Source organism: Coraliomargarita sinensis (assembly GCF_003185655.1).
Taxonomy (GTDB): domain Bacteria; phylum Verrucomicrobiota; class Verrucomicrobiia; order Opitutales; family Coraliomargaritaceae; genus Coraliomargarita_B; species Coraliomargarita_B sinensis.
This window is the reverse complement of the sequence record NZ_QHJQ01000004.1, coordinates 154244-173630: the sequence shown is the minus strand read 5'-3', so window position 1 is coordinate 173630 and position 19387 is coordinate 154244. Positions and strand designations below refer to the sequence as shown.

General features: G+C 56.2%; 15 protein-coding genes. 11 read left to right on the top strand and 4 right to left on the bottom strand.

What is annotated here, in order from left to right:
* Positions 1-7: 7 nt before the first annotated feature.
* The 11 genes from DDZ13_RS07375 (at position 8) to DDZ13_RS07325 (ending at position 11702) form a co-directional block, all read left to right on the top strand.
* Positions 8-325 carry a hypothetical protein gene (locus tag DDZ13_RS07375; protein WP_110130797.1) on the top strand — a complete coding sequence of 106 codons (318 nt, stop codon included), beginning with the start codon at positions 8-10 and terminating at the stop codon, positions 323-325.
* Positions 326-2404 carry a tape measure protein gene (locus DDZ13_RS07370; protein WP_110130796.1) on the top strand — a complete coding sequence of 693 codons (2079 nt, stop codon included), beginning with the start codon at positions 326-328 and terminating at the stop codon, positions 2402-2404.
* 39 nt (positions 2405-2443) lie between these two features.
* Positions 2444-3013 carry a hypothetical protein gene (locus DDZ13_RS07365; RefSeq protein WP_110130795.1) on the top strand — a complete coding sequence of 190 codons (570 nt, stop codon included), beginning with the start codon at positions 2444-2446 and terminating at the stop codon, positions 3011-3013.
* Positions 3014-3129: 116 nt separating this feature from the next.
* Positions 3130-3534, top strand: a complete 405-nt coding sequence (locus DDZ13_RS07360) for a hypothetical protein (RefSeq protein WP_146209284.1) — start codon at positions 3130-3132, stop codon at positions 3532-3534.
* Positions 3535-3539: 5 nt separating this feature from the next.
* Positions 3540-3974, top strand: coding sequence for a hypothetical protein (locus DDZ13_RS07355; RefSeq protein WP_110130793.1), 435 nt, complete (start codon positions 3540-3542; stop codon positions 3972-3974).
* An 18-nt stretch (positions 3975-3992) separates the two neighbouring features.
* Positions 3993-4628, top strand: coding sequence for a hypothetical protein (locus tag DDZ13_RS07350; RefSeq protein ID WP_146209283.1), 636 nt, complete (start codon positions 3993-3995; stop codon positions 4626-4628).
* Positions 4625-5143, top strand: coding sequence for a hypothetical protein (locus DDZ13_RS07345; protein WP_110130791.1), 519 nt, complete (start codon positions 4625-4627; stop codon positions 5141-5143). The genes DDZ13_RS07350 and DDZ13_RS07345 overlap by 4 nt, the downstream gene beginning before the upstream one ends.
* 10 nt (positions 5144-5153) lie before the next feature.
* On the top strand, positions 5154-5480 hold the full coding sequence (locus tag DDZ13_RS07340) for a helix-turn-helix domain-containing protein (protein ID WP_110130790.1): 327 nt from the start codon (positions 5154-5156) through the stop codon (positions 5478-5480).
* On the top strand, positions 5473-7908 hold the full coding sequence (locus tag DDZ13_RS07335; RefSeq protein ID WP_110130789.1) for a hypothetical protein: 2436 nt from the start codon (positions 5473-5475) through the stop codon (positions 7906-7908). Before DDZ13_RS07340 ends, DDZ13_RS07335 begins: the two co-directional genes overlap by 8 nt.
* Entirely contained in the window at positions 7901-9511 is a 1611-nt protein-coding gene (locus DDZ13_RS07330; RefSeq protein ID WP_110130788.1) for an AAA family ATPase, read from the top strand. Before DDZ13_RS07335 ends, DDZ13_RS07330 begins: the two co-directional genes overlap by 8 nt.
* A gap of 505 nt (positions 9512-10016) precedes the next feature.
* Positions 10017-11702, top strand: coding sequence for an FAD-dependent oxidoreductase (locus DDZ13_RS07325; RefSeq protein ID WP_110130787.1), 1686 nt, complete (start codon positions 10017-10019; stop codon positions 11700-11702).
* Positions 11703-12060: 358 nt separating this feature from the next.
* Here the strand turns inward: DDZ13_RS07325 and DDZ13_RS07320 are convergent, their stop codons facing one another.
* The 4 genes from DDZ13_RS07320 to DDZ13_RS07305 form a co-directional block, all read right to left on the bottom strand.
* Positions 12061-13548, bottom strand: coding sequence for a glutamate synthase subunit beta (locus DDZ13_RS07320; protein ID WP_110130786.1), 1488 nt, complete (start codon positions 13546-13548; stop codon positions 12061-12063).
* Between the two features lie 39 nt (positions 13549-13587).
* A complete protein-coding gene (gltB, locus tag DDZ13_RS07315; RefSeq protein WP_110130785.1) occupies positions 13588-18243 on the bottom strand; it encodes a glutamate synthase large subunit in 4656 nt (1551 codons plus the stop codon).
* Positions 18244-18467: 224 nt separating this feature from the next.
* Entirely contained in the window at positions 18468-18803 is a 336-nt protein-coding gene (locus DDZ13_RS07310; RefSeq protein WP_110130784.1) for a glutaredoxin family protein, read from the bottom strand.
* A 25-nt stretch (positions 18804-18828) separates the two neighbouring features.
* The gene (locus tag DDZ13_RS07305) at positions 18829-19365 is read right to left on the bottom strand and encodes a DUF5069 domain-containing protein (protein WP_110130783.1); all 537 of its coding nucleotides are present in this window, start codon (positions 19363-19365) and stop codon (positions 18829-18831) included.
* Positions 19366-19387: the final 22 nt, after the last annotated feature.

Below are 19387 nucleotides of genomic sequence, written 5' to 3'. Positions count from 1 at the left end.
GAAAAAAATGGACCAGAAACAAAACACAGCAATTATCACCTTAGCGGGCAAAAAAGCCGAGCTATGCTTCGACCGTCACGCACGTTACCGCTACGGACAGATGGGCGGAAACTTGAACGCGCTGCTTACTATTCCAGGGCAGGACTACTTTCAAACGATCATCCTCATCTGGGCCGCCCTGGACGAACAAGGCCGTAAAACTTACCCCTCGGCCGACATGCTGGTGGACGAACTGACCGAGCAGGACGAACGCTATGAAGCGGTACTTCAGGCGGCCGTAAATGCCGGGTGGTTTGGAAAGCAATCGAAGAAAGAAAACTCCTAAATGGCGCGTTCTTCCAGAGATGTCCTGATCCGGATACTCACCGAGGGTGATAGCTCCGGCGTGGAGCAAATCGGAACTGATTTGCAGGGCCTGGCTAGGCGGGCGGAATCGGTGGGCAATAAAATGTCGCTCTACCTGACAGCCCCGCTTGTGGGTGTCGGTAGCCTTGCTTTCGGCTCGCTGATCAAGCGCGGGATCGAGTTTAACAAGACTCTGGAGGATACCGAAACGGCCGTGGCGGCCATATTGAGTAAATTCGGCGGTGCCGAGTTCGATACGGCCGAGAAGCAACTGGCCGGCGCGGCCCGTGGCGTGGAGGAATTGAAACGCCAGGCGGAAACGGCACCGGGCACGATTCAGGATCTCGCCCAGGGCTTTACCGCTTTGGCGGGTCCGGCGCTTGGTGCCGGGCTCTCGCTGGAAGAAACGATTGATTTGACCGTGCGCCTCTCCCAGGCGATGAGCCGCCTCGGGCTGGATCAGCGGCAGCTCGTGCAGGAAGGCCGCGCCCTGGTAACGGGGAACATCACTCTGGACGCTTCATTAGCGAAGGTGCTGGAGGTGACAAACGAGCAGATCCGGACGGCCCGCGAACAGGGCAACCTCTACGGCTTCCTGGTCGAACAACTCGGCGGCATGGCCGAGGCGGCCGACAATACGACGACCCGCCTTTCGAACTTTCAGGACCTGCTGGACAAGATCGCGGGCAGGATCTCCGAGCCCGCATTCGATGCGCTTTCCGAAGGTGCGCTCAGCCTTTCCGCAGCGTTGGAAAGCATGGATAGTTCCGATCTGGAAGCCATGGGCGATGCGGTGGGCGAGCTGCTTGAAACCGGGGTAGACCTGACTAAGTTTCTGATCGAGCTGGAGCCCTCCAGCCGGAATGCGGGCCTCGGTTTACTGGCTCTGGCAGCGGCTACAGGACCAGCCCTTAAAGGGCTTGGAGCGCTCCATAAGCTTGCACCAAGGCTGGCTCTAGCGCTTGGCAAGGGTGGTCTGGTGAGCGCAGCAGGTGCAGCCAGCTACGCACTGGGCACACTGATCGACGATGCCACTGGAGCATCGGATAAGATCGCGGAATTTTACAACACACTAACGGATGGCGGCACGGGCATAGGCGCTGAGCTGGAACGCCAGAGATCCCGCTTGGTCGATATCGCAAAAGAGATCGAAACGGTAGCCGACAAAGAGCAGCTGTGGAACCGCGCAGTGCAGCAGCGCAAAGTCTACGTCCAGGAATACCAGGCCGAACTGCTTAAGGGTAATGAGGAGGCCGCTGCGCTATTCGACCAGCATGTCGGGCATATCGACCGCCTGCTTGGATCTCTTGATCAGGTGCTCACCGTCAATCAGGAGCGAATCACCGCACAGGATGAGCTGAATGAAAAGACGGAACTTCAGGTCGAGCTGATGCTCGAAGGCGTGGGCCTAACACTCTCGCAAATAGAGCGCCAGGAACGCATCGTGAAGATGCACGAGATCGAGATGGACATCCTCCGCGCGAAGAAGGCGGACAATGAAGATCTCGTCAAACAACTGGAGCAGCAAAAGCGAGAGCAGCAACTTATCAACCAGTTTAAGGCGGCCGAATTTACCGATGAAGAGGCCACCCGCATGGCCAGGGAACGTGCGGCTGCAGAGGCCGCAGCGGCCTCATCCTCCCGCGAACGCCTAAACACGGTCCGGGAGATCGGACAAGCCCAGGAGGAGAATACGCGCAAACTGCGTGAGGGCGTGCGGGCGGAAGACTTTATCGGTACCGGTGGCGAGCGTAAGCAGCGCTTTATCGAGAACGGTCGTGTGATCGGCACAAGCGATGAGTTCGGCCGCGTTGGTGATCCGGCCCCTAGTGGCCCAGAGTCTCAACCGCAGCAACAGCCGTCACCAACAGTGCCAGCGGGGCAACCGGGCACGGCGAATGTCGACCAACTCAGCCAAGCCATCCGCTCAGGCATCATCGACCTGTCACCTGCAATGGAAGCGATTCGCGATATGCAGCAGGCCAATAATGCTGCGATACAAAGCTTTGCTACCCAAATCAGCAACCTGGCTTCACAGATCGAGCAACTGCGCAACTGAACACTTTCACCACAAACCAACCACCAATGAAAAGACACAATGAAAAATCTACTCAACGATAACGAAGAAATACGCTGCGATGCTGTCGCGATTGATGAGAAAATCGAAGAGATCGAAGAAACAGTGCAGAATCTAAAAGAGCAGAACTTCTCTATCCTGCAGTCGGGAGCATTTAACGATCTGGAAAAGGTCGATCAATTGACCCGGAACCGAACCCGCATCGAGCTGGCCCCGGTCGCTCTGGAAATTGCCAAAAAGGAAAAGGGTGAACTGCGCTTTCGGGTCCACCGTGCCATGAGGCGCGCACGCGAAGCGCTCCAGCCCTACTATTCCGAGATTGAGGAAATCCTGAATCCCAGAATCCGGCAGATCCTCGTCGATACGATGGGTGAGGAGGCTGTTCAAGGTGTTAACGGCGCAGAGCGCCGCCACTATAGAGAGACAAAAATTTACAAAGAGAGTATCTACCCTAATAGCAGGCTCCGTCTCGAAATCCTGGCAGAGGATAGTCACCTCAGCCCCTCAGATCTTGATGCCGTAGATGAAGAAATCAACCGCGTGCTCGAACTGCACAAAGAGCTAACCAAGGAGGCGAAGAAGAGCGCCTGAATTTGACCATTGGGTGCTATCGATGGCCAAGACAAGAACCTGCCCCGTGGGAGGAGATGGTTTAAAATCATGAGTTCTACTCCTCTTTCGGGGCACCTCTTGCCCTAAATTTACGGATGACAACTACAGCGCATCAATCGTTACAGATTCGGGAATCGATCCTCCGGATGCTCCGGAACGGCCCGGAAACGGGCTTCTATTCGGAAACGATCCAAACACGAATCGATGCCGAATGCATTGGTCATGGCGAGATCGAAAAACACCTCGGATACCTGGAAGATCGAGGGCTGATACGCAGCATCCGTGAGACCTTAAAACCTTCGCTAAATCGCTACACGATCAGCGAGAAAGGAACCGACTATCTTGAGTCCAACAAGCGCACCGTCGAGGCAACCTGCACCAGCGAAGCGACGCCGGTCACTTCGAAACCCACCGAAAGAAGCGCCGTCCTGAAGGCCATCGCCAAGTCGATGAGAGCGGCATGGGCCTTCTTCGTCTGGCTCTTTACTGAGATCTTTTGAGCAGCATGGAAAAGACAAGCACAGGCAAACGCGAGGAGCGACCGCGGCAGGGCATCGGTGATGCCGCGCGAAAGCTCGAACTGGCCGAGGCCGAATACGTGAAGCTGGTCCTGGAACTGGAAGCCCGGCTCGAACCTTTTTACGCCGATACGGATGTGCGCCGCGTCATCGCCGAGTGCTCCGACCCGGCCCGAGAACTCTACCGCGAAATTCTGACTCTTCGCGGCCAGGCCGAAGGCAAGCCGAATGAGCGGGCTTTACATTTACTGAGCGACCCTTCAACCGAAGCGCTAAAATCGCCTACAAATGCCTGCACCGCCAAAAGCGACCCTAGAGCCGCGCGCGGCTCGAAAGCGATTTTGCAAAAGGATTCCGTCGAATTGCAAAAGGGTCCTGCAACCAGGCAGCGCTCCGAAGGTGCCAATAACCGCGAAAAATAGAATCAACCCGCTAAAACTATGCCAACACGACCATACAAGAAGTGCCACTGGATGAGACGAAAAGAGCAGCATCTGGAACGCCTGATGCGAGAGATCCAGAAACATCTAACGGGCAAAAAACCAAAGACAATCGGTGCGGCCTGTAAGCTCGTTTCAAAGCGGTTGAAGAAAAAACCTTTAGACCTGGGAGGCGGCCGCTCCTACACTCCAAGTGTAAGCACGCTGTATCGGCACTATTCCGGTTGGCGCAGGGGGCCGCAATTCGCAAAGCTGTATCCGCGCTACCGGAACCCAAAGCAGCGGGCCAAAGACGAAGTCGTTCCCTACCTGCTCTCGAAGCTTCTGGAGTTTCAGCGCAACGTAGATGCGTTTGCCGACATCGAGGAAGAATGGGCTTCCGGACTGGCGATACCAGGCATCGGCAGACTTCGCGACAAGCTTCAAGCGGATGAGACGAAAGCTTTCCCGGTCAACCTCAACAGCCTGACCGGGCATCGATTCACGAGTGAAGAACTCGCCCAGATTCAATCCATCCACAGGGCGAAACGCGAAATCGAACGCCGCTCGGCACGTCTGAAGCGTAGCGTCTGCGCGCGGCTCGACCTGAAAGACTCCAGATACTGCAAAGAAACAATCGCCCCCCACGAAGCATGAAAGCAATCGAGAAAAAGCTGCAGGCACTCAATGAGTCCTTTACGGACGCGCTACAACGTCTCTCCGAACTTCGCGGAGCCAGGGAGCACACGCCTTCCGACGAACTGGAGGCCGAAATCCTCCAGGCACAAACAGTGCTAGGGGAGATCGAAACTGAACTGAGGGAAACGGTGCACGAATCAATCAAAGCCCTCGGGCCCATTTGGCTGGAGATCTTTAATATCATTCAGCGTAACTCCAAGCAAAGCATAGAAGAATTCAAGCAGAGCCTAAAGGAGCGCACTGCTAAATGCTACATCGCGAAGACCTACGACCATTATGCCGAGTGCTATATCAAGGCGGGTGAGTATCTGCAACTAACCGGACGCGAATCTCTGTGGATCGAAGAGACGAGCGAACTATTGAAACGCTACGAGACCTTCAAGTCCGGCAAATGCGGGCTACTTGAATTCAGCGAGCAGACGATTGCCGAGGCGTCGAGAGCGACAGGCAAACTGGAGGAACTAAAAAAGTAAAGATGCAGTCATGAGCCTCCCTAAAAATGCATATCGCTCGCTCTTATTCGAAGGGCGCTCCACCCTCCAACTGGCGGAGGTGGAGGCCAAGCTAGGGGTGACGAAGCGTCACCTGATCAATCTCATCGAGGCCGGGCAGCTCAATGCCGTCAACATCTCAAAGATGGGCTCACCACGGGTCCACTACCGCATCCCGGTCGAGAGCTACGAAGAGTTTATCGCGGCCCGCCTTCTGGCGGACGCAGGCTGCTCGCCTCTGTTCGAGTTTCCAAAGCCAGCCCTGGAGAATCTATACAACCGGCTGAAAGCCCACTTGAAAGGAGGCACAGATGGATAGGACGCAGACAAATGCCTATACCGCCGCAGATATCGCAACCGCTCTGAATCGCACGGCCCGTGGTGTGCGCAAGAGTCTGGCAGGGATCGAAGCAGATTCCGTGGTGATCGTAAAAGGCAAGGAGACTTCCGCCTGGAAGATCGAGAGCCTGCCCAAGGCCCTGCAAGGCGCGTTACACGAAGCGGCCGAGCAGCACGGGCACCTTAGCATAGACCGGCTCATGCAGTTCCCGAAAGAGCAATGGCAGCCAAGGCACCGGGACAAGATCGTTACCCTGGGTGAGTTGAAAGGCCACTGCATCGAAGATGCAAAGAAACTGCAGCGCGCACTTTCCGAGATCCTGCCGATGGTTGCCGAAGGCACTTTGCCGAGCGAAGAGATCGAGGCACTGGGCCTGCGCGACTACAAGCAAGCATTCGGCCACACCATCACCCCAGGCCACTGGTGGAAGCTCGCCAAGCGCTCGCTGGACCGGGATAGAGGCTTTCAACAATTCGACCGGACCGAGATTTACCTCTCAGCGAAGCTCTCCCTAAAGCAGCCAGGCAAGCCGAAGAAGAGCCTGCCTGATGGAGCCCTGGCCCGGCTGGAAATGCATCTGCAAGGCTGTGAAACGCCAGCACGGCCCAGCAACACAGAGCGCACCCTGATCTGGGACTCCGCTTGCAGCGAATTGGAATGCCTGGTCGAAGAAGGCTGGAAAGAAGCCGAGGCCCGGAAAGTCGTCATCAATACCATTCATCGAAGCGGCGTCGTGCTCTCTAAAAACCTGCCAGCACTCCGTCGCAACTTCGACCGGAAGCTGAAAGCCTGGATCGAAAGCGGCGGGGATCTGCAAGCCGTAAAAGACAAGCGGGCGGAACGCTCGGGCAACCGCCGCGCCCCTGAGTTGCCGGAAGAAGACCGCCATAAGCTGATCGCGGCATCTGTCGAACGTGGCTGCCGCATCTCTCAGGCATGGCGCGAAACACTTCAAGCCGGTGAACTCAGCTACGAAACCACACAGCGCTTCTTAAACAATCCGGCCAGCAAGTCGCATGTGCCGCATTCCATCCGCCAGGATATTTCAAACGATGTCCGGAACCTGAAAAACATTCACCACGGCCTGCACCGGCACAAGATGAACGGCGCTTATGTGACGCGTGATTGGAGCGATTGCTCCGCTGGCGATTGGTTCCAGGGCGACGATGCGACCATGAATCATTATTACTGGGAGCAGACGCCGGAAGGCATTCGCGCCATGCGCGGGCAGTTCCTCGTATTTGTCGATATCCGGTCCGACTATGTTCTAGGCTTCTGCCTGCATTCCGAACGCAACTACAATGGCCGGATCATTCGCCAGACGGTCATCGATATTCATGACCAATACGGCTTGCCGCGAAAGGGCTTTTACTTTGAGCGGGGAATCTGGAAGAGCGCCCGGCTACTTACTGGCGACCGCAACGGCGATGAAACTCCGTGGGCTGATACAGAGCAAGGCCTTCGCGAGTTTTGCCAGTTCAAGCACGCGACGAATCCACGCTCCAAAGTCGTGGAAAGGGTGATTGGCGATATCCAGAACAGAACCGATCCTTTGCCGGGGTATGCTGGCCGCGCTGAAATGACAGAAGGTTATGAGCGATTCAAAAAGAAGATGCTCAAGGCCCAGGCTGGAAAGATCGAGTATTCTGATTTTCTAATGTCCCGCGCTCAATGGATCGAGCAATTGGAGAAAGCCTGCGAGGCCCACAACAACGAACCGCAAGAAGGCCGCCTGAACGGAATGAGCCCGGCTGAAGCATTTGAAAGCCTGTTCGACTTCAGCGATCCTCTGATGCGCCTCGATGGCTCTCTGCGTTACCTCCTCGCGAATCACCGCAAGCCGATGCGTGTTACTCGAAACGGCATCCGTCTTACTTTCAAAGGCCAGTCATTCTATTACCGCAACGAGGCCACCGGCCAGCTGCAAGGCAAAGAAGTCCTGGTCTGGTTCGACACGAGCGAGTCAGTCCCCGAGTCAATCACGATCACTGACATGAAGCGGCAGAGCCCTGTCAGTGTGCCGCTGGAACTACAAGCGCCCGCCATGGCCGAAGATGGCGATGAAACACTCTCTGCCGCATTGGCCCAGGCCGAGGCGCACAACAAATACGCCAGAACGCTCTATCGGACCATCAAGCCTCACTTCAAACAACACGATAAGATGTTCCGTCGCACGATGGCCGAGCGGAGTGCTTACGAGCTCGGGACACAGATCGAAGAGGATCGCTCGAAAGTTGAATCCGAAAGAAAACGCACGGTCAGTGCCACCCGCAAGCTGCGCCGTGAAGAATCCCGCCTGGGCATCCGGAGGAATAGTCAGCCCCGCAATCCGGAACGCGCCGCCGAATCACTCTCGGCCCTGCAAAAGACACGGCAAAAACTAAAGGAGAAATTGAACCATGAGTAGCACCCGAAAATCTTCCGATCCAAATACCTTCAAGCAAGAGCGCTACTGTTCCAGCAGCGCTTACGACACTGGCTTGAAGGGCAATCACGTTACCAAGCGGGTCCGGGTGATCGAGGACCCAGAAGACCGCGCCTTGATTTATTTTCTTCAACAAGAGTCCCACAAGGAGGGGGGCCTTGAGCGGGTTGCAGAAGAACTCCTGGAGATGTTCCCGGAGCGCGTCGGAACCCCTACCATGGTAAAACTCGGAAAAGCGGGTGATGATACCTACACGCCGGATGAAGTCCGCTTGATTCGCGATGAAATGCCGGACAGCTGCCGGGAAGAATTCCCACTCGACGGCGATGAAATCGACCCGGACTTTAGCCAAATACTCATGCCTCGCGATTACGACGAAGACGAGGAGCCGTCCGGCGCGCAATACCACACCGGCTGCCCCGATTCTTATCCGGTGCGCGACTTCCATGATCAGGCCCGCCTCGATGCCTCCGAGTTGGCGGACCATTTGAAGGTCCTTTGCCTCGATCCTTCAAAAAAACTCGATGAACCGTATTCCAAATTAAAGACGGCTCTGGCCCGGCCGCGAATCCGTCCCAACCTGTCTTCATATACCAACCTCTGGAATTTTTGCGGGCTCGTCGAAGCGCTCTATCTCTACCGGCGCTCGAAAATCGAGGCTGCTGAATCCGAGTTGGCAGAAACCGAGATCAGCCAGCGGATACTCGATGCCATGGACTACGCACTGGAAACGAAGACCCTTGTTATCATTGAGGGGCTGGAACGCATGGGTAAGAGTGTTACGGCCCGGAACTTTTGTGCGCGTCACCCAGGCAAAGCCATTTACATGTCCCTGGAGTCTGGTTTCGACGAGAAGACTTTCTTTCGTTCCATCGCAAAAGCAATCGGTGTTAGTTCCTCTTCGGCGCTCAAGGCAATCGACATGCGTGTCCGGATCGAAGATATGCTTCAACAAGGGGACATCGTCCTGGTAATTGACGAAGCCTGGGCGCTATGGCCGCAACTGAACCGGGTCCGGTCCGCGCCCAAGCGGATCGACTGGTTGCGTCTCTCGCTCGTTGATAAAGGCGTTCCGGTCGTGCTTGTCTCCACGCCTCAGTTCTATCAGCAATGCGATAAATATGAGAAGTCCATCGGCTGGAACTCCCGCCAGCTTAAAGGGCGCGTCAAGCACCACGAGTTGTTGCCAGCCGAACTAAGCTCCAAGGACCTCGAAGCGATTGCCAGGCACAAGCTTCCAGACGCTGACAACGATTCGATCCGCTTACTTCGTGAGGTCTCCGAGAGCATTGAAGATTACGTTGCAGGCATCGAGCGCGTCGTCACGCGAGCAAACTACTTCGCAAAGAAGCAGGGTAAAGACGGAGCCGGGCCAGCTCAGATCTTATCCGCCGTGGAAGAGATCATCCCTGAAGAACCGCAACAGGCAGAGCAGCCAAAGGCGGCGCCCAAAAGGACGCCGAAAGCCAATTCTGCAAGAGGCTATCACAACCGCTGCAAAGACATTTCAGAGCCTGTGAAAGCAGGCGGCAATTCACGAAACAGAATCCGACAATCCACAGTAGAGGAACCCGTCACGACATAGCCTTAATCAGGCCGAAATTCGCCGCGCTGAGAAAAATACCCTTTTCAGCGGGGCTTTTCGCTGTACGGATACTTTCATCGAGTTCCCTACGATTTTAAGACAAATTATCCGCAAAGTTACAGAGCGGAGCAACGGCGAAGGCTATCACGCCGTAGACTTCACCCCGTGAAGCGAAGGTGGACCGTATGGCAAGTGACTCTCGCTCCTGACTACCGCCTGCGCGCCCTGCGACTACGGCGTGATCAAACGGCTTGGCATGCCAGAGGGGAAGATTAGTGGCGCGGAGCACAGCGAAGGCTGTACAGTTCTTTTGCGCTCAAACTTGCGGGAGAGATTTCGCGCGCCTTAACCGTTGCCTTGTCTCGGCGCTCGGCAAGCGAGCACACCACGCTCGTCTTTTCCTTGGTTCTGCCTGACTTCCCCAAAGTACCATGCCGGTTCGCGGCATGCCAGGAATAAGCCTTTCATCCTTTACCCCGCTGATGGGCTTAATTAACTCCAACCCATGCGTTATATTCTCTCCCTTTTCGTTTTATTTGTTTGCAGCGGCTGCAACTCTGAAGAGTCCAGCCAGCCCGAAACCCTGGAGGCCGACGTTGTGGTTTACGGCGATGCAGCCGTCGGTGTTTCCGCCGCGGTGCAGGCGGCCCGGATGGGTAAATCGGTGATTCTGGTTTCCCAATACGGGCACCTCGGTGGCATGACCAGCAGCGGACTGGGGTGGACGGATATCGGTAATTCCCGAATTTTGGGCGGGATTTCCCGTGAATTCTATCATCGAGTCTATCTGCACTACCAGAATGACGAGGCCTGGGTGCATCAATCGAAGGATGACTTTCCCAAGAAGGGGCAGGGCGCGCCGACTTTTAATGACGCGACTGAGTTGGGTTCCGTTTTCGAGCCCAAGGTGGCGGAAATGATTTTTGACCAGCTGGTGGAAGAAGCGGGCGTTACCGTGGTTGAGGGGCGCCTTGACCTGGACAACGGGACCACAATGGAGGGGCAGCGTATCACCGAGCTTCATTTGCAGGACGGAAGAAAAGTGGCGGGTCAAATGTTCATCGATGCTTCCTACGAAGGTGATCTTTTGGCGGCGGCCGATGTGACCTTTACAGTGGGCCGCGAAAGCAACGCTACATACGATGAAACGGTCAACGGCATCACACTTCCTGTGAATAAAAATAACATTACCAAGCCGGTGGATCCCTATGTGGTCGAAGGCGATCCGGAAAGCGGACTGCTGCCGGATGTGAACCCATTTGACGAGGCTGATGTGGGCAAAGGAGACCACCGGATGCAGGCCTATTGTTATCGAGTCTGCCTGACGAGTGCGGAAGACAATATGGTCCCCATCGCGAAGCCGGAGAACTACGACGAGGCGACTTATGAATTACTCTTCCGCGCGGTTGACGCCGGCTATCGCGGGCAATGGGGCGCATTCTACAAGTTCTCACCGATCCCGAACAAGAAGACGGATTCGAATAACAACGGCGGGATTTCCATGAATAAGATCGGCAATAACTACAGTCATTTGCCGCCCGAGCATCCGGATTACTGGGACTGGACTACTTTGTCCCACGAAGAGCGCGAAAAAGTCGCCGCTATTCAGCGGGATTGGCAGCTCGGCCTGATCTGGACCTTGCAAAACCATCCACGTATGCCCGAAGGTGTCCGCAAGCAGTATTCCGGTTGGGGCTTACCCAAGGATGAATTCGTGGATAACGATCATTGGCCCTACAATATTTACGTCCGCGAGGGACGCCGTATGATTTCGGACTTTGTCATGACGGAGAACCAGATTCTTCAAAAAGAGGACTTCCCGCAGGTCGAGGATTCGGTCGGCATGGGCGCCTACACCATGGACTCGCACCATGTGCAGCGCGTCGTCTACAAGGGTAATGTGCGCAACGAGGGGGATGTGCAGAAGCACTTCAACGGCAAGCCGTACCCGATTTCCTATAAATCCATCGTGCCAGCGGAAGGTGAGTGTGAGAACCTTCTCGTGCCCTGGTGTGTGTCATCTTCCCACATCGCCTTTGGCTCTATTCGAATGGAGCCGGTCGGCATGGTGCTGGGCCAAAGCGCCGGAACTGCGGCGGTACTGGCGATTGATGGCAATGTTAGCGTTCAGAACGTGGACTACGGTAAGTTGAAAGCACAGCTTATTGAAGATGGCCAAGAGCTGTACTAGTCCGGAGTGGTAACCGCATCCTTCCTTGCGATCAGGGGGGCGGTGGTTTTCAAGTACGCGCAAGTTTCGGGCGCTCGACAAGCGAGCACGCCACGGTGCCGCTGCCGGATTGATGTAGCATAGCCAGTGTGCCACGGCATAGTTTTTCGAGCCAGTCCTCCGGCTCCCTCCCTTAGGGCAAGAGGATCCCAATAGCTAGATCCCGGATGGATGGCAGAGGACCCGCCTTCATTGGATTACGCTGTGGCAGGCTGCCATCGTTACATCTCGTGTGGATCTGGTATTGAATCGAAACGCCAAAAAAAGGCCGCGCTCCCGAAGAGGAACGCGGCCTGCATATTAAAGCTCATTACTTCGTTTAAGGAAGTTTGGTCGTGCCCATGAGGAAGCGGTCGCATTCGCGGGCGACGGCGCGTCCTTCGTTGATGGCCCAGACGATGAGGGACTGGCCGCGGCGCATGTCACCGGCCGCAAAGACCTTGTCGATGCTGGTGGTGAACTTACCGTACTCTGCCTTCACGTTGGTGCGTGCGTCCTGCTCGAGTTCAAGCTCTTCCACGATGGTATTTTCCGGTCCGAGGAAGCCCATGGCGAGAAGTACCAGCTCGGCTTCGATCACGCGGTCCGAGCCTTCAACTTTCTTGGGAATAAAGCGGCCATTTTCGTTGGTCCATTCGATGTCGTGGACGTGAACCGCTTTCACGTTTCCGTTTTCGTCACCCTCGAACTTGCTGGAACTCACGAGATACTGGCGCGGATCTGCGCCCTGCACGGCGGCGGCTTCTTCCTGGCCGTAGTCGACCTTGTAGGTCTTGGGCCATTCCGGCCACGGGTTGTTATCGGCGCGTTCTTCCGGCGGCTTGGGCATGATCTCAAGTTGCGTCACGCTCTTGCAGCCGTGGCGCAGGGAGGTGCCCACGCAGTCGGTACCCGTGTCCCCGCCGCCGATAATGACGACGTTCTTATCCTTGGCCAGTTCGGTAAACTCTTTCGACTTTTCTTCGCGCACATCCCAAAGCTCCTTGGTGTTGGGAGTGAGGAACTCCATGGCGAAGCGGATGTTGCCGAGTTCACGGCCTTCGATCGGAAGGTCGCGCGGTTTGGTGGCGCCACAGCAAAGGACAACGGCATCGAAATCGTCGAGCAGCTGCTTCGAAGAGATATCCTTGCCGATTTCGGTGTTGGTCTGGAAGGTGACACCTTCTTCGCGCATCAAGTCGACGCGGCGGTTCACAATCTCTTTCTGCAACTTCATGTTGGGGATGCCATACATGAGGAGGCCCCCGATACGGTCGGCACGCTCGTAAACCGTGACCAGATGCCCGGCTTGATTGAGCTGGTCGGCAGCGGAGAGACCTGCTGGGCCTGAGCCGACAACCGCAACTTTTTTACCGGTAAGCTCTTCCGGAGCCGTTGGTTTGACCCAACCCTCATCCCAGGCGCGGTCGATGATGGACTGCTCGATATTTTTAATCGTGACCGGCGGCTCGATGACACCGAGTACGCAGGAGCCCTCACAGGGAGCGGGGCAGACACGACCGGTGAATTCCGGGAAGTTGTTGGTTTTGGCCAGACGCAGGTAGGCATCGTGCCAGCGACCACGATAAACGAGGTCATTAAACTCCGGGATCAAGTTATTGATCGGGCAGCCGCTCGCCATGTTGCTGAGCTCCATGCCGGTGTGGCAGTAGGGCGTACCACAATCCATGCAGCGGGCACCCTGCTGTTGCACTTTCTCGTAGTCGGGGTGTTCGTGTGTTTCTTCCCAATCCTTCAAACGTTCGATCGGATCGCGGTCGGCGATCGGTGCTCGTTCGAATTCCAAAAATCCTGTTGCTTTACCCATAATTACTAAAGTGAGAGTGAAAGTGTATGTGAAGGTGGTTTAGTGTCCTGCCTTCACGTTTTCTTCGAAGGCGGCGAGAATGGCTTCTTCGCCCTGGAGACCGCGCTCTTCGGCACGAGCTTGGGCTTGGAGGACACGCTCAAAGTCCTGAGGCATGATCTTGAGGAACTTGCCGGCAACGGCAGGCCAGTCAGCCAGAATGTCGCGTCCGCGAGCCGAGCCCGTTAGCATGACGTGCTTCTCGATCTTGGCTTTGACCTTGGCCATTTCATCGTCACCACACTCGATGAGTTGGTAGACGTTGACCATGTCCGGGTTGAGGCGGTTTTCCACGAAATCTCCGAGTTCGTCGTAGATGTAGGCCACACCACCGGACATACCGGCACCAAGGTTGCGTCCGGTTGAACCGAGGTTGATCACCATGCCACCGGTCATGTACTCGAGTGCGTGGTCACCCACGCCCTCAATGACGGCTTCGACACCCGAATTACGTACACAGAAGCGCTCGCCGGCCATGCCCGCGATGTAGGCTTCACCCTTGGTCGCGCCGTAGAAGCAGACGTTACCGGTGATGATGTTTTCGTGTGCCACAAAGGGGGAGTCTTCCGGTGGGCGGACGATGATCTTGCCGCCGGAGAGCCCTTTACCGAGATAGTCGTTGGTATCGCCGGTCACGGTAAAGGTCATCCCATTCGGACAGAACGCACCCAGTGACTGGCCGGCGGAACCGGTGAGGTTGATCTTAACCGTATCTTCCGGCAGGCCGTCCGGGCCGTGGTTTCGGGAGATTTCCGAACCGGTAATGGTACCGACCACGCGGTTGGTGTTCACGATCGGCAGATCGATTTCGACGGACTTGCCTTCTTCGATGGCAGGTTTTGCCAGATCCAGCAGTTTCGTCATGTCGAGGGACTTGTCGAGGAGGTGGTCCTGCTTCATCTGGCAGTAGGTGCCGACATCGGATTCGACCTGTGGGCGGTAGAGAATCTTGCTGTAGTCCAAGCCCTTGGCCTTCCAGTGGTCGATAGCGCTACGCATTTCCAGCTTATCGACGCGACCGACCATCTCATTGATGCTGCGGAAGCCGAGCTGAGCCATCACTTCACGCATTTCTTCGGCCACGTAGTTCATGAAGTGTACGACGGCATCCGCGCCTCCCTTGAACTTCTTGCGCAGCTCAGGGTTTTGCGTCGCCACACCGACCGGGCAAGTATTCTTGTGGCAGACCCGCATCATGAGGCAGCCGAGCGTGACGAGCGGAGCCGTGGCAAAGCCAAATTCTTCCGCACCGAGCAAGCAAGCAATGGCCACATCGCGACCGGTCTTGAGCTGGCCGTCAGTCTCAACCACGACGCGTGAGCGCAGGTCGTTGAGCAGGAGAGTTTGATTTGTTTCGGCCAGGCCAAGCTCCCAGGGAGCGCCTGCGTGCTGGATGGAGGAACGCGGTGAAGCACCGGTGCCACCGTCGTAACCGGAGACGAGGATGACGTCCGCCTTCGCCTTGGCCACACCGGCGGCAATTGTGCCGACGCCGACTTCGGAAACGAGCTTCACGTTCACACGGGCATTGACGTTGGCATTCTTGAGGTCGTGGATAAGTTCCGCGAGGTCCTCAATTGAGTAAATATCGTGGTGCGGAGGCGGGGAGATGAGCCCGACGCCCGGGGTCGTGCCGCGGGTCTTGGCAATTTGCGGCAGAACCTTGTGGCCCGGCAATTCGCCGCCTTCACCCGGCTTCGCACCCTGAACGATCTTGATTTGGATCTCGTCGGAGTTGACGAGGTAGTAACTGGTCACACCGAAACGGCCGGATGCCACCTGCTTGATCGCCGAGCGGCGTGAATCACCGTTTTCATCCGGTGTAAAGCGGTCGATATCCTCGCCACCTTCGCCGGTATTGGACTTGCCGCCAAGACGATTCATGGCGATGGCAAGGGATTCGTGGGCCTCTTTGGAAATCGAGCCATAGGACATGGCACCGGTCTTGAAGCGCTTTACGATCTCGGAGGCCGGTTCAACTTCCTCGATGGGGATCGACTTCGCTTCGTCGAATTTGAAATCCATCAGGCCGCGGAGGGTAAACATCTCCTTGGACTGGTTGTTGATCGCATTAGAGTATTCCTTAAAGACTTCATAGTCCCCCAGGCGGGTCGCTTTTTGCAGCTTGTGGATGGTGACCGGATTGAAGAGGTGACGCTCACCGCCGGCACGCCATTGGTAGATGCCGCCGGGATCCAGCTCGCCCGCACGCTCGTCGTCACGCGGTGCAAAAGCCTTGGTGTGGCGTGCTTCCGTCTCCTTGGCAATCGTGCCGAGGCCGATACCCTCAACGCGGGAAGCGGTCTTGGTGAAATACTTGTCGATGACCGACTGGTTCAGGCCAATGGCCTCGAATATCTGGGCGCCACGGTACGAGGCGACAGTCGAGATACCCATCTTCGACATGGTCTTGATCACGCCGCCGAGGTTGGCCTTGAGGAAGTTCTGGCAGGCGGTATCGCCGTCCATGTCGATTTCCTTTTCCGCCACCATGTGGCGAACGGTTTCGAGCGCGAGGTAGGGATTGATCGCATCGGCTCCGTAACCGAGTAGTAGGGCAAAGTGCATGACCTCGCGTGGTTCGCCGGATTCCAGCACCAGCGAGACGCGGGTGCGGGTGCCTTGACGCACGAGGTGGTGGTGCAGGCCTGCGACGGCCAGCAGAGCGGGGATCGGCGCCTTCTTGAATCCGACTTTACGGTCGGACAGAATGAGGACGTTGACTCCGTCGCGAATCGCGGCATCGGCGTTATCGAAGAGTTGCTCCAAGGCCGCTTCCAGACCCTTGCCGGAGATGCGGGGCTCGGCGATGCTGTTGTGTCCTTCGGCCAGACCGCCGACTTCCGCTTCGAAAGTGATGGACAGTCGCGTCGACTTGAAGCCGTCTTCGTTCAAGTTACGGAGTTGAGCCAGCTGGTGACGGTTGATCAGCGGGGAGTCGAACTTGATCATGCGGCAGCTCTGCGGTCCGGGGCGGGTCAGGTCACCCTCGGAGCCGATAAAAGTGACGCTGGCCGTGACCAGTTCCTCGCGGATCGGGTCGATCGGCGGATTCGTGACCTGGGCAAAGAGCTGCTTGAAATAATTATAAAGAAGCTGCGGCTGGTCGGAGAGCACCGCAAGCGGGGCATCGTTCCCCATGGAACCAAGCGGTTGCTTGCCCGCTTCGGCACTGGGTGCGATGAGGAAGCGCAGGTCCTCGAAAGTGTAACCGAAGGCCTTGTGGCGTGTTTTGATCGTATCGAAGTCGTCGACCGGAGTTTCCTCCTTGGTGGGTGCCGGAAGTGTCTTCGCGTCGATCAGGTTTTGCTTGAGCCAATCGCCGTAAGGTTGCTCGGAAGCGATCTGCTTCTTCAATTCCTCGTCGCCCACAATGCGGCCCTTGTCCATGTCGATCAAGAACATACGGCCCGGCTCGAGGCGGCCCTTCTTGATCACATTCTTGGGCTCGACACCTTCGAGGACACCGACTTCAGACGCCAGGATGACTTTGTCGTCGGAAGTGACATAGTAGCGGGAGGGGCGCAGGCCGTTGCGGTCGAGTGTCGCGCCGACTTGTACGCCGTCGGAGATCGCCATCGAGGCCGGGCCATCCCAAGGCTCCATCAGACAGGCGTGGAACTCATAGAAGTCACGCTTCCACTGTGGCATGCTTTTGTGACGCTCCCAAGGCTCGGGAATCATCATCATCATGGCGTGCGCGAGACTTCGGCCGGAAAGAATCAGGAATTCCAGGCAATTGTCGAACTTCTGCGAGTCGGAACCGTCTTCACGGATGATGGGCAGAAGCTTCTTCAGGTCATCCCCAAAAACTTCACTGGCGATTTCCATCTGACGGGCGTAGAGCCAGTTTTCGTTACCGCGCACCGTATTGATCTCGCCGTTGTGGCAAAGGTAGCGGAAAGGCTGGGCGCGTGGCCAGCTGGGGAAAGTGTTGGTGGAGAAACGCGAGTGTGTCAGCGCCAGCGCGGAATCCATGGCTGGGTCGCCCAGGTCCGGGAAATACTGCTCCAGTTGCTCGGTGGTGAGCATGCCCTTGTACGTCATGGTACGGCTGGAGAGCGAGCTGATATAGAAGAGCGAATCTTCATCCTGGCCGCTATAGCGAATGCGGTGGGTGGCAAGGCGGCGGATCAGGTACAGCTTACGTTCGAAGGGTAGGCCGCGCTCGATCTGCTCGCTGCGCTTAATAAAGAATTGGCGCATGACCGGCTCGCAAGCGGCGGATGCTTTACCCAATATTTCGCTGCGCACAGGCACATCGCGCCAGCCGAGCAGCTCGAGGTCTTCTTCGGCAACGATCTTGGCGATCGTGTCTTCTTCGTTACTTCGCTCCTCTGCATCCTGGGAAAGAAAAGCAAATCCAACACCGTAGTCACCGGCTTCAGGTACTTCAAAGCCGCAATCCTGGGGGCACACTTTCTTGAAGAAGTTGTGGGGAAGCTGGATAAAGAGACCGGCACCATCCCCCGTGATCGGGTCGCAGCCGCAACCACCGCGGTGGTCGAGATTCACGCAGATTTCAAGTGCGCCTTTGACGATTTCATGGGACTTGCGGCCCTTCATATCGACGATGAGGCCGATACCGCAGTTTTCGTGTTCGTTCTGTGGGTCGTAAAGTCCTTGTGCCTTGGGCTGGATGTTCTGTTTGTCCATATCAGTAAAGCTTGTTAGTTTTGCAAGATCAGTGCTCCAGAGAGGTCAGGAACAGCTTGTAGAGAGCTGCCCCCAATCTAGAGGAACAGCGGAAAGTAGCAATCGAAAGGCACCTGTCTAGAGATAAATGCCCCTTAAATAGACTGTATTTTGTAAAGCGCTAAATTTGAAGCGTTTATGCGCCTTTTGAAGGTTATACCGCCCAAGTGGCGCGCAGCGGCGTGTCAGAAGAAGCGAATGGTCTTTGTGCGCATGGCCTCATGCTCTTCATCCGTGCAGGGCGCGTTGGTGGGGGCGTCCGGCGCTTCTTCACTGGCTTCGATCAGCCCGTTGCTTAGCATGTAGTTTTCAACTTCTTCACCGCTGACGTCGGCCAGCATGTGTCCGTCGATTTCAACACAGGGAGAAAGCGGCTGACCCGATTTCTCCACCATCTCGGCATACTGGTCAGGTTTGTTGATGATGTCACGGTCTTCGTATTCGAGGCCGTATTTCTTCATGATGGCGCGCACGCCCATGCTCCAGCCACAAGTGGGTTTCAAATATGCAATAATCTTCATAATTCGTCTCTGTTGTTGAATATGATCAGGTTGTCAACTCTGCGCCTTTGCGAGTGATCACCCATTCCACGAGTCGGCTGGGATTATCCTGGTAAGCCCAGATCGCGCGCAGGAATTCAGCCGGGTGAATGTCGTTTTCTTTAAAGAACTTTCGGTCGCCCCCACAGCAATACATTGTTTCCGGGGGCAGTTCTCCGCGCAGCTTGGCCAGGGCCTTCGGCATCAGGCGAGGGAGCCAGACAATACCTTCCACTTCGTCGGTCTTCGCGGGCAGGGTGTTACTGTCCAATCGTTTATCGGATGGTTTGGCATTTTGCTCGGTCAGGAAATAGTCACGGCGAGCTTCACAGATCATGAGAAAAGTTTCAAAATCCGGCTCGTCGCGGGTGGCATAATCTTCCACGTAATCGTAGACATCCATCGCGTTCAGTCCGACGGAAGCCAGTTCGGCAAGCGTTTCGGTGTCAAAGTATTCATCAGGCTCTCGCTGGCCCGCCTCGTACTTGGCTAGTGCATCTTTCCAAATGCGTTTCAGTGATGTTTGATAGTTGTAGCAGTCCATATGTGAAAAGATTAGCACAGAG

Coding starts and splice junctions, on each gene's coding strand:
- DDZ13_RS07335 (WP_110130789.1), top strand. CDS start 5,473: ATGGATAGGACGCAGACAAATGCCTATACCGCCGCAGATATCGCAACC.
- DDZ13_RS07330 (WP_110130788.1), top strand. CDS start 7,901: ATGAGTAGCACCCGAAAATCTTCCGATCCAAATACCTTCAAGCAAGAG.
- DDZ13_RS07355 (WP_110130793.1), top strand. CDS start 3,540: ATGGAAAAGACAAGCACAGGCAAACGCGAGGAGCGACCGCGGCAGGGC.
- DDZ13_RS07350 (WP_146209283.1), top strand. CDS start 3,993: ATGCCAACACGACCATACAAGAAGTGCCACTGGATGAGACGAAAAGAG.
- DDZ13_RS07310 (WP_110130784.1), bottom strand. CDS start 18,803: ATGAAGATTATTGCATATTTGAAACCCACTTGTGGCTGGAGCATGGGC.
- DDZ13_RS07305 (WP_110130783.1), bottom strand. CDS start 19,365: ATGGACTGCTACAACTATCAAACATCACTGAAACGCATTTGGAAAGAT.
- DDZ13_RS07370 (WP_110130796.1), top strand. CDS start 326: ATGGCGCGTTCTTCCAGAGATGTCCTGATCCGGATACTCACCGAGGGT.
- DDZ13_RS07365 (WP_110130795.1), top strand. CDS start 2,444: ATGAAAAATCTACTCAACGATAACGAAGAAATACGCTGCGATGCTGTC.
- DDZ13_RS07340 (WP_110130790.1), top strand. CDS start 5,154: ATGAGCCTCCCTAAAAATGCATATCGCTCGCTCTTATTCGAAGGGCGC.
- DDZ13_RS07320 (WP_110130786.1), bottom strand. CDS start 13,548: ATGGGTAAAGCAACAGGATTTTTGGAATTCGAACGAGCACCGATCGCC.
- gltB (WP_110130785.1), bottom strand. CDS start 18,243: ATGGACAAACAGAACATCCAGCCCAAGGCACAAGGACTTTACGACCCA.
- DDZ13_RS07325 (WP_110130787.1), top strand. CDS start 10,017: ATGCGTTATATTCTCTCCCTTTTCGTTTTATTTGTTTGCAGCGGCTGC.
- DDZ13_RS07375 (WP_110130797.1), top strand. CDS start 8: ATGGACCAGAAACAAAACACAGCAATTATCACCTTAGCGGGCAAAAAA.
- DDZ13_RS07345 (WP_110130791.1), top strand. CDS start 4,625: ATGAAAGCAATCGAGAAAAAGCTGCAGGCACTCAATGAGTCCTTTACG.
- DDZ13_RS07360 (WP_146209284.1), top strand. CDS start 3,130: ATGACAACTACAGCGCATCAATCGTTACAGATTCGGGAATCGATCCTC.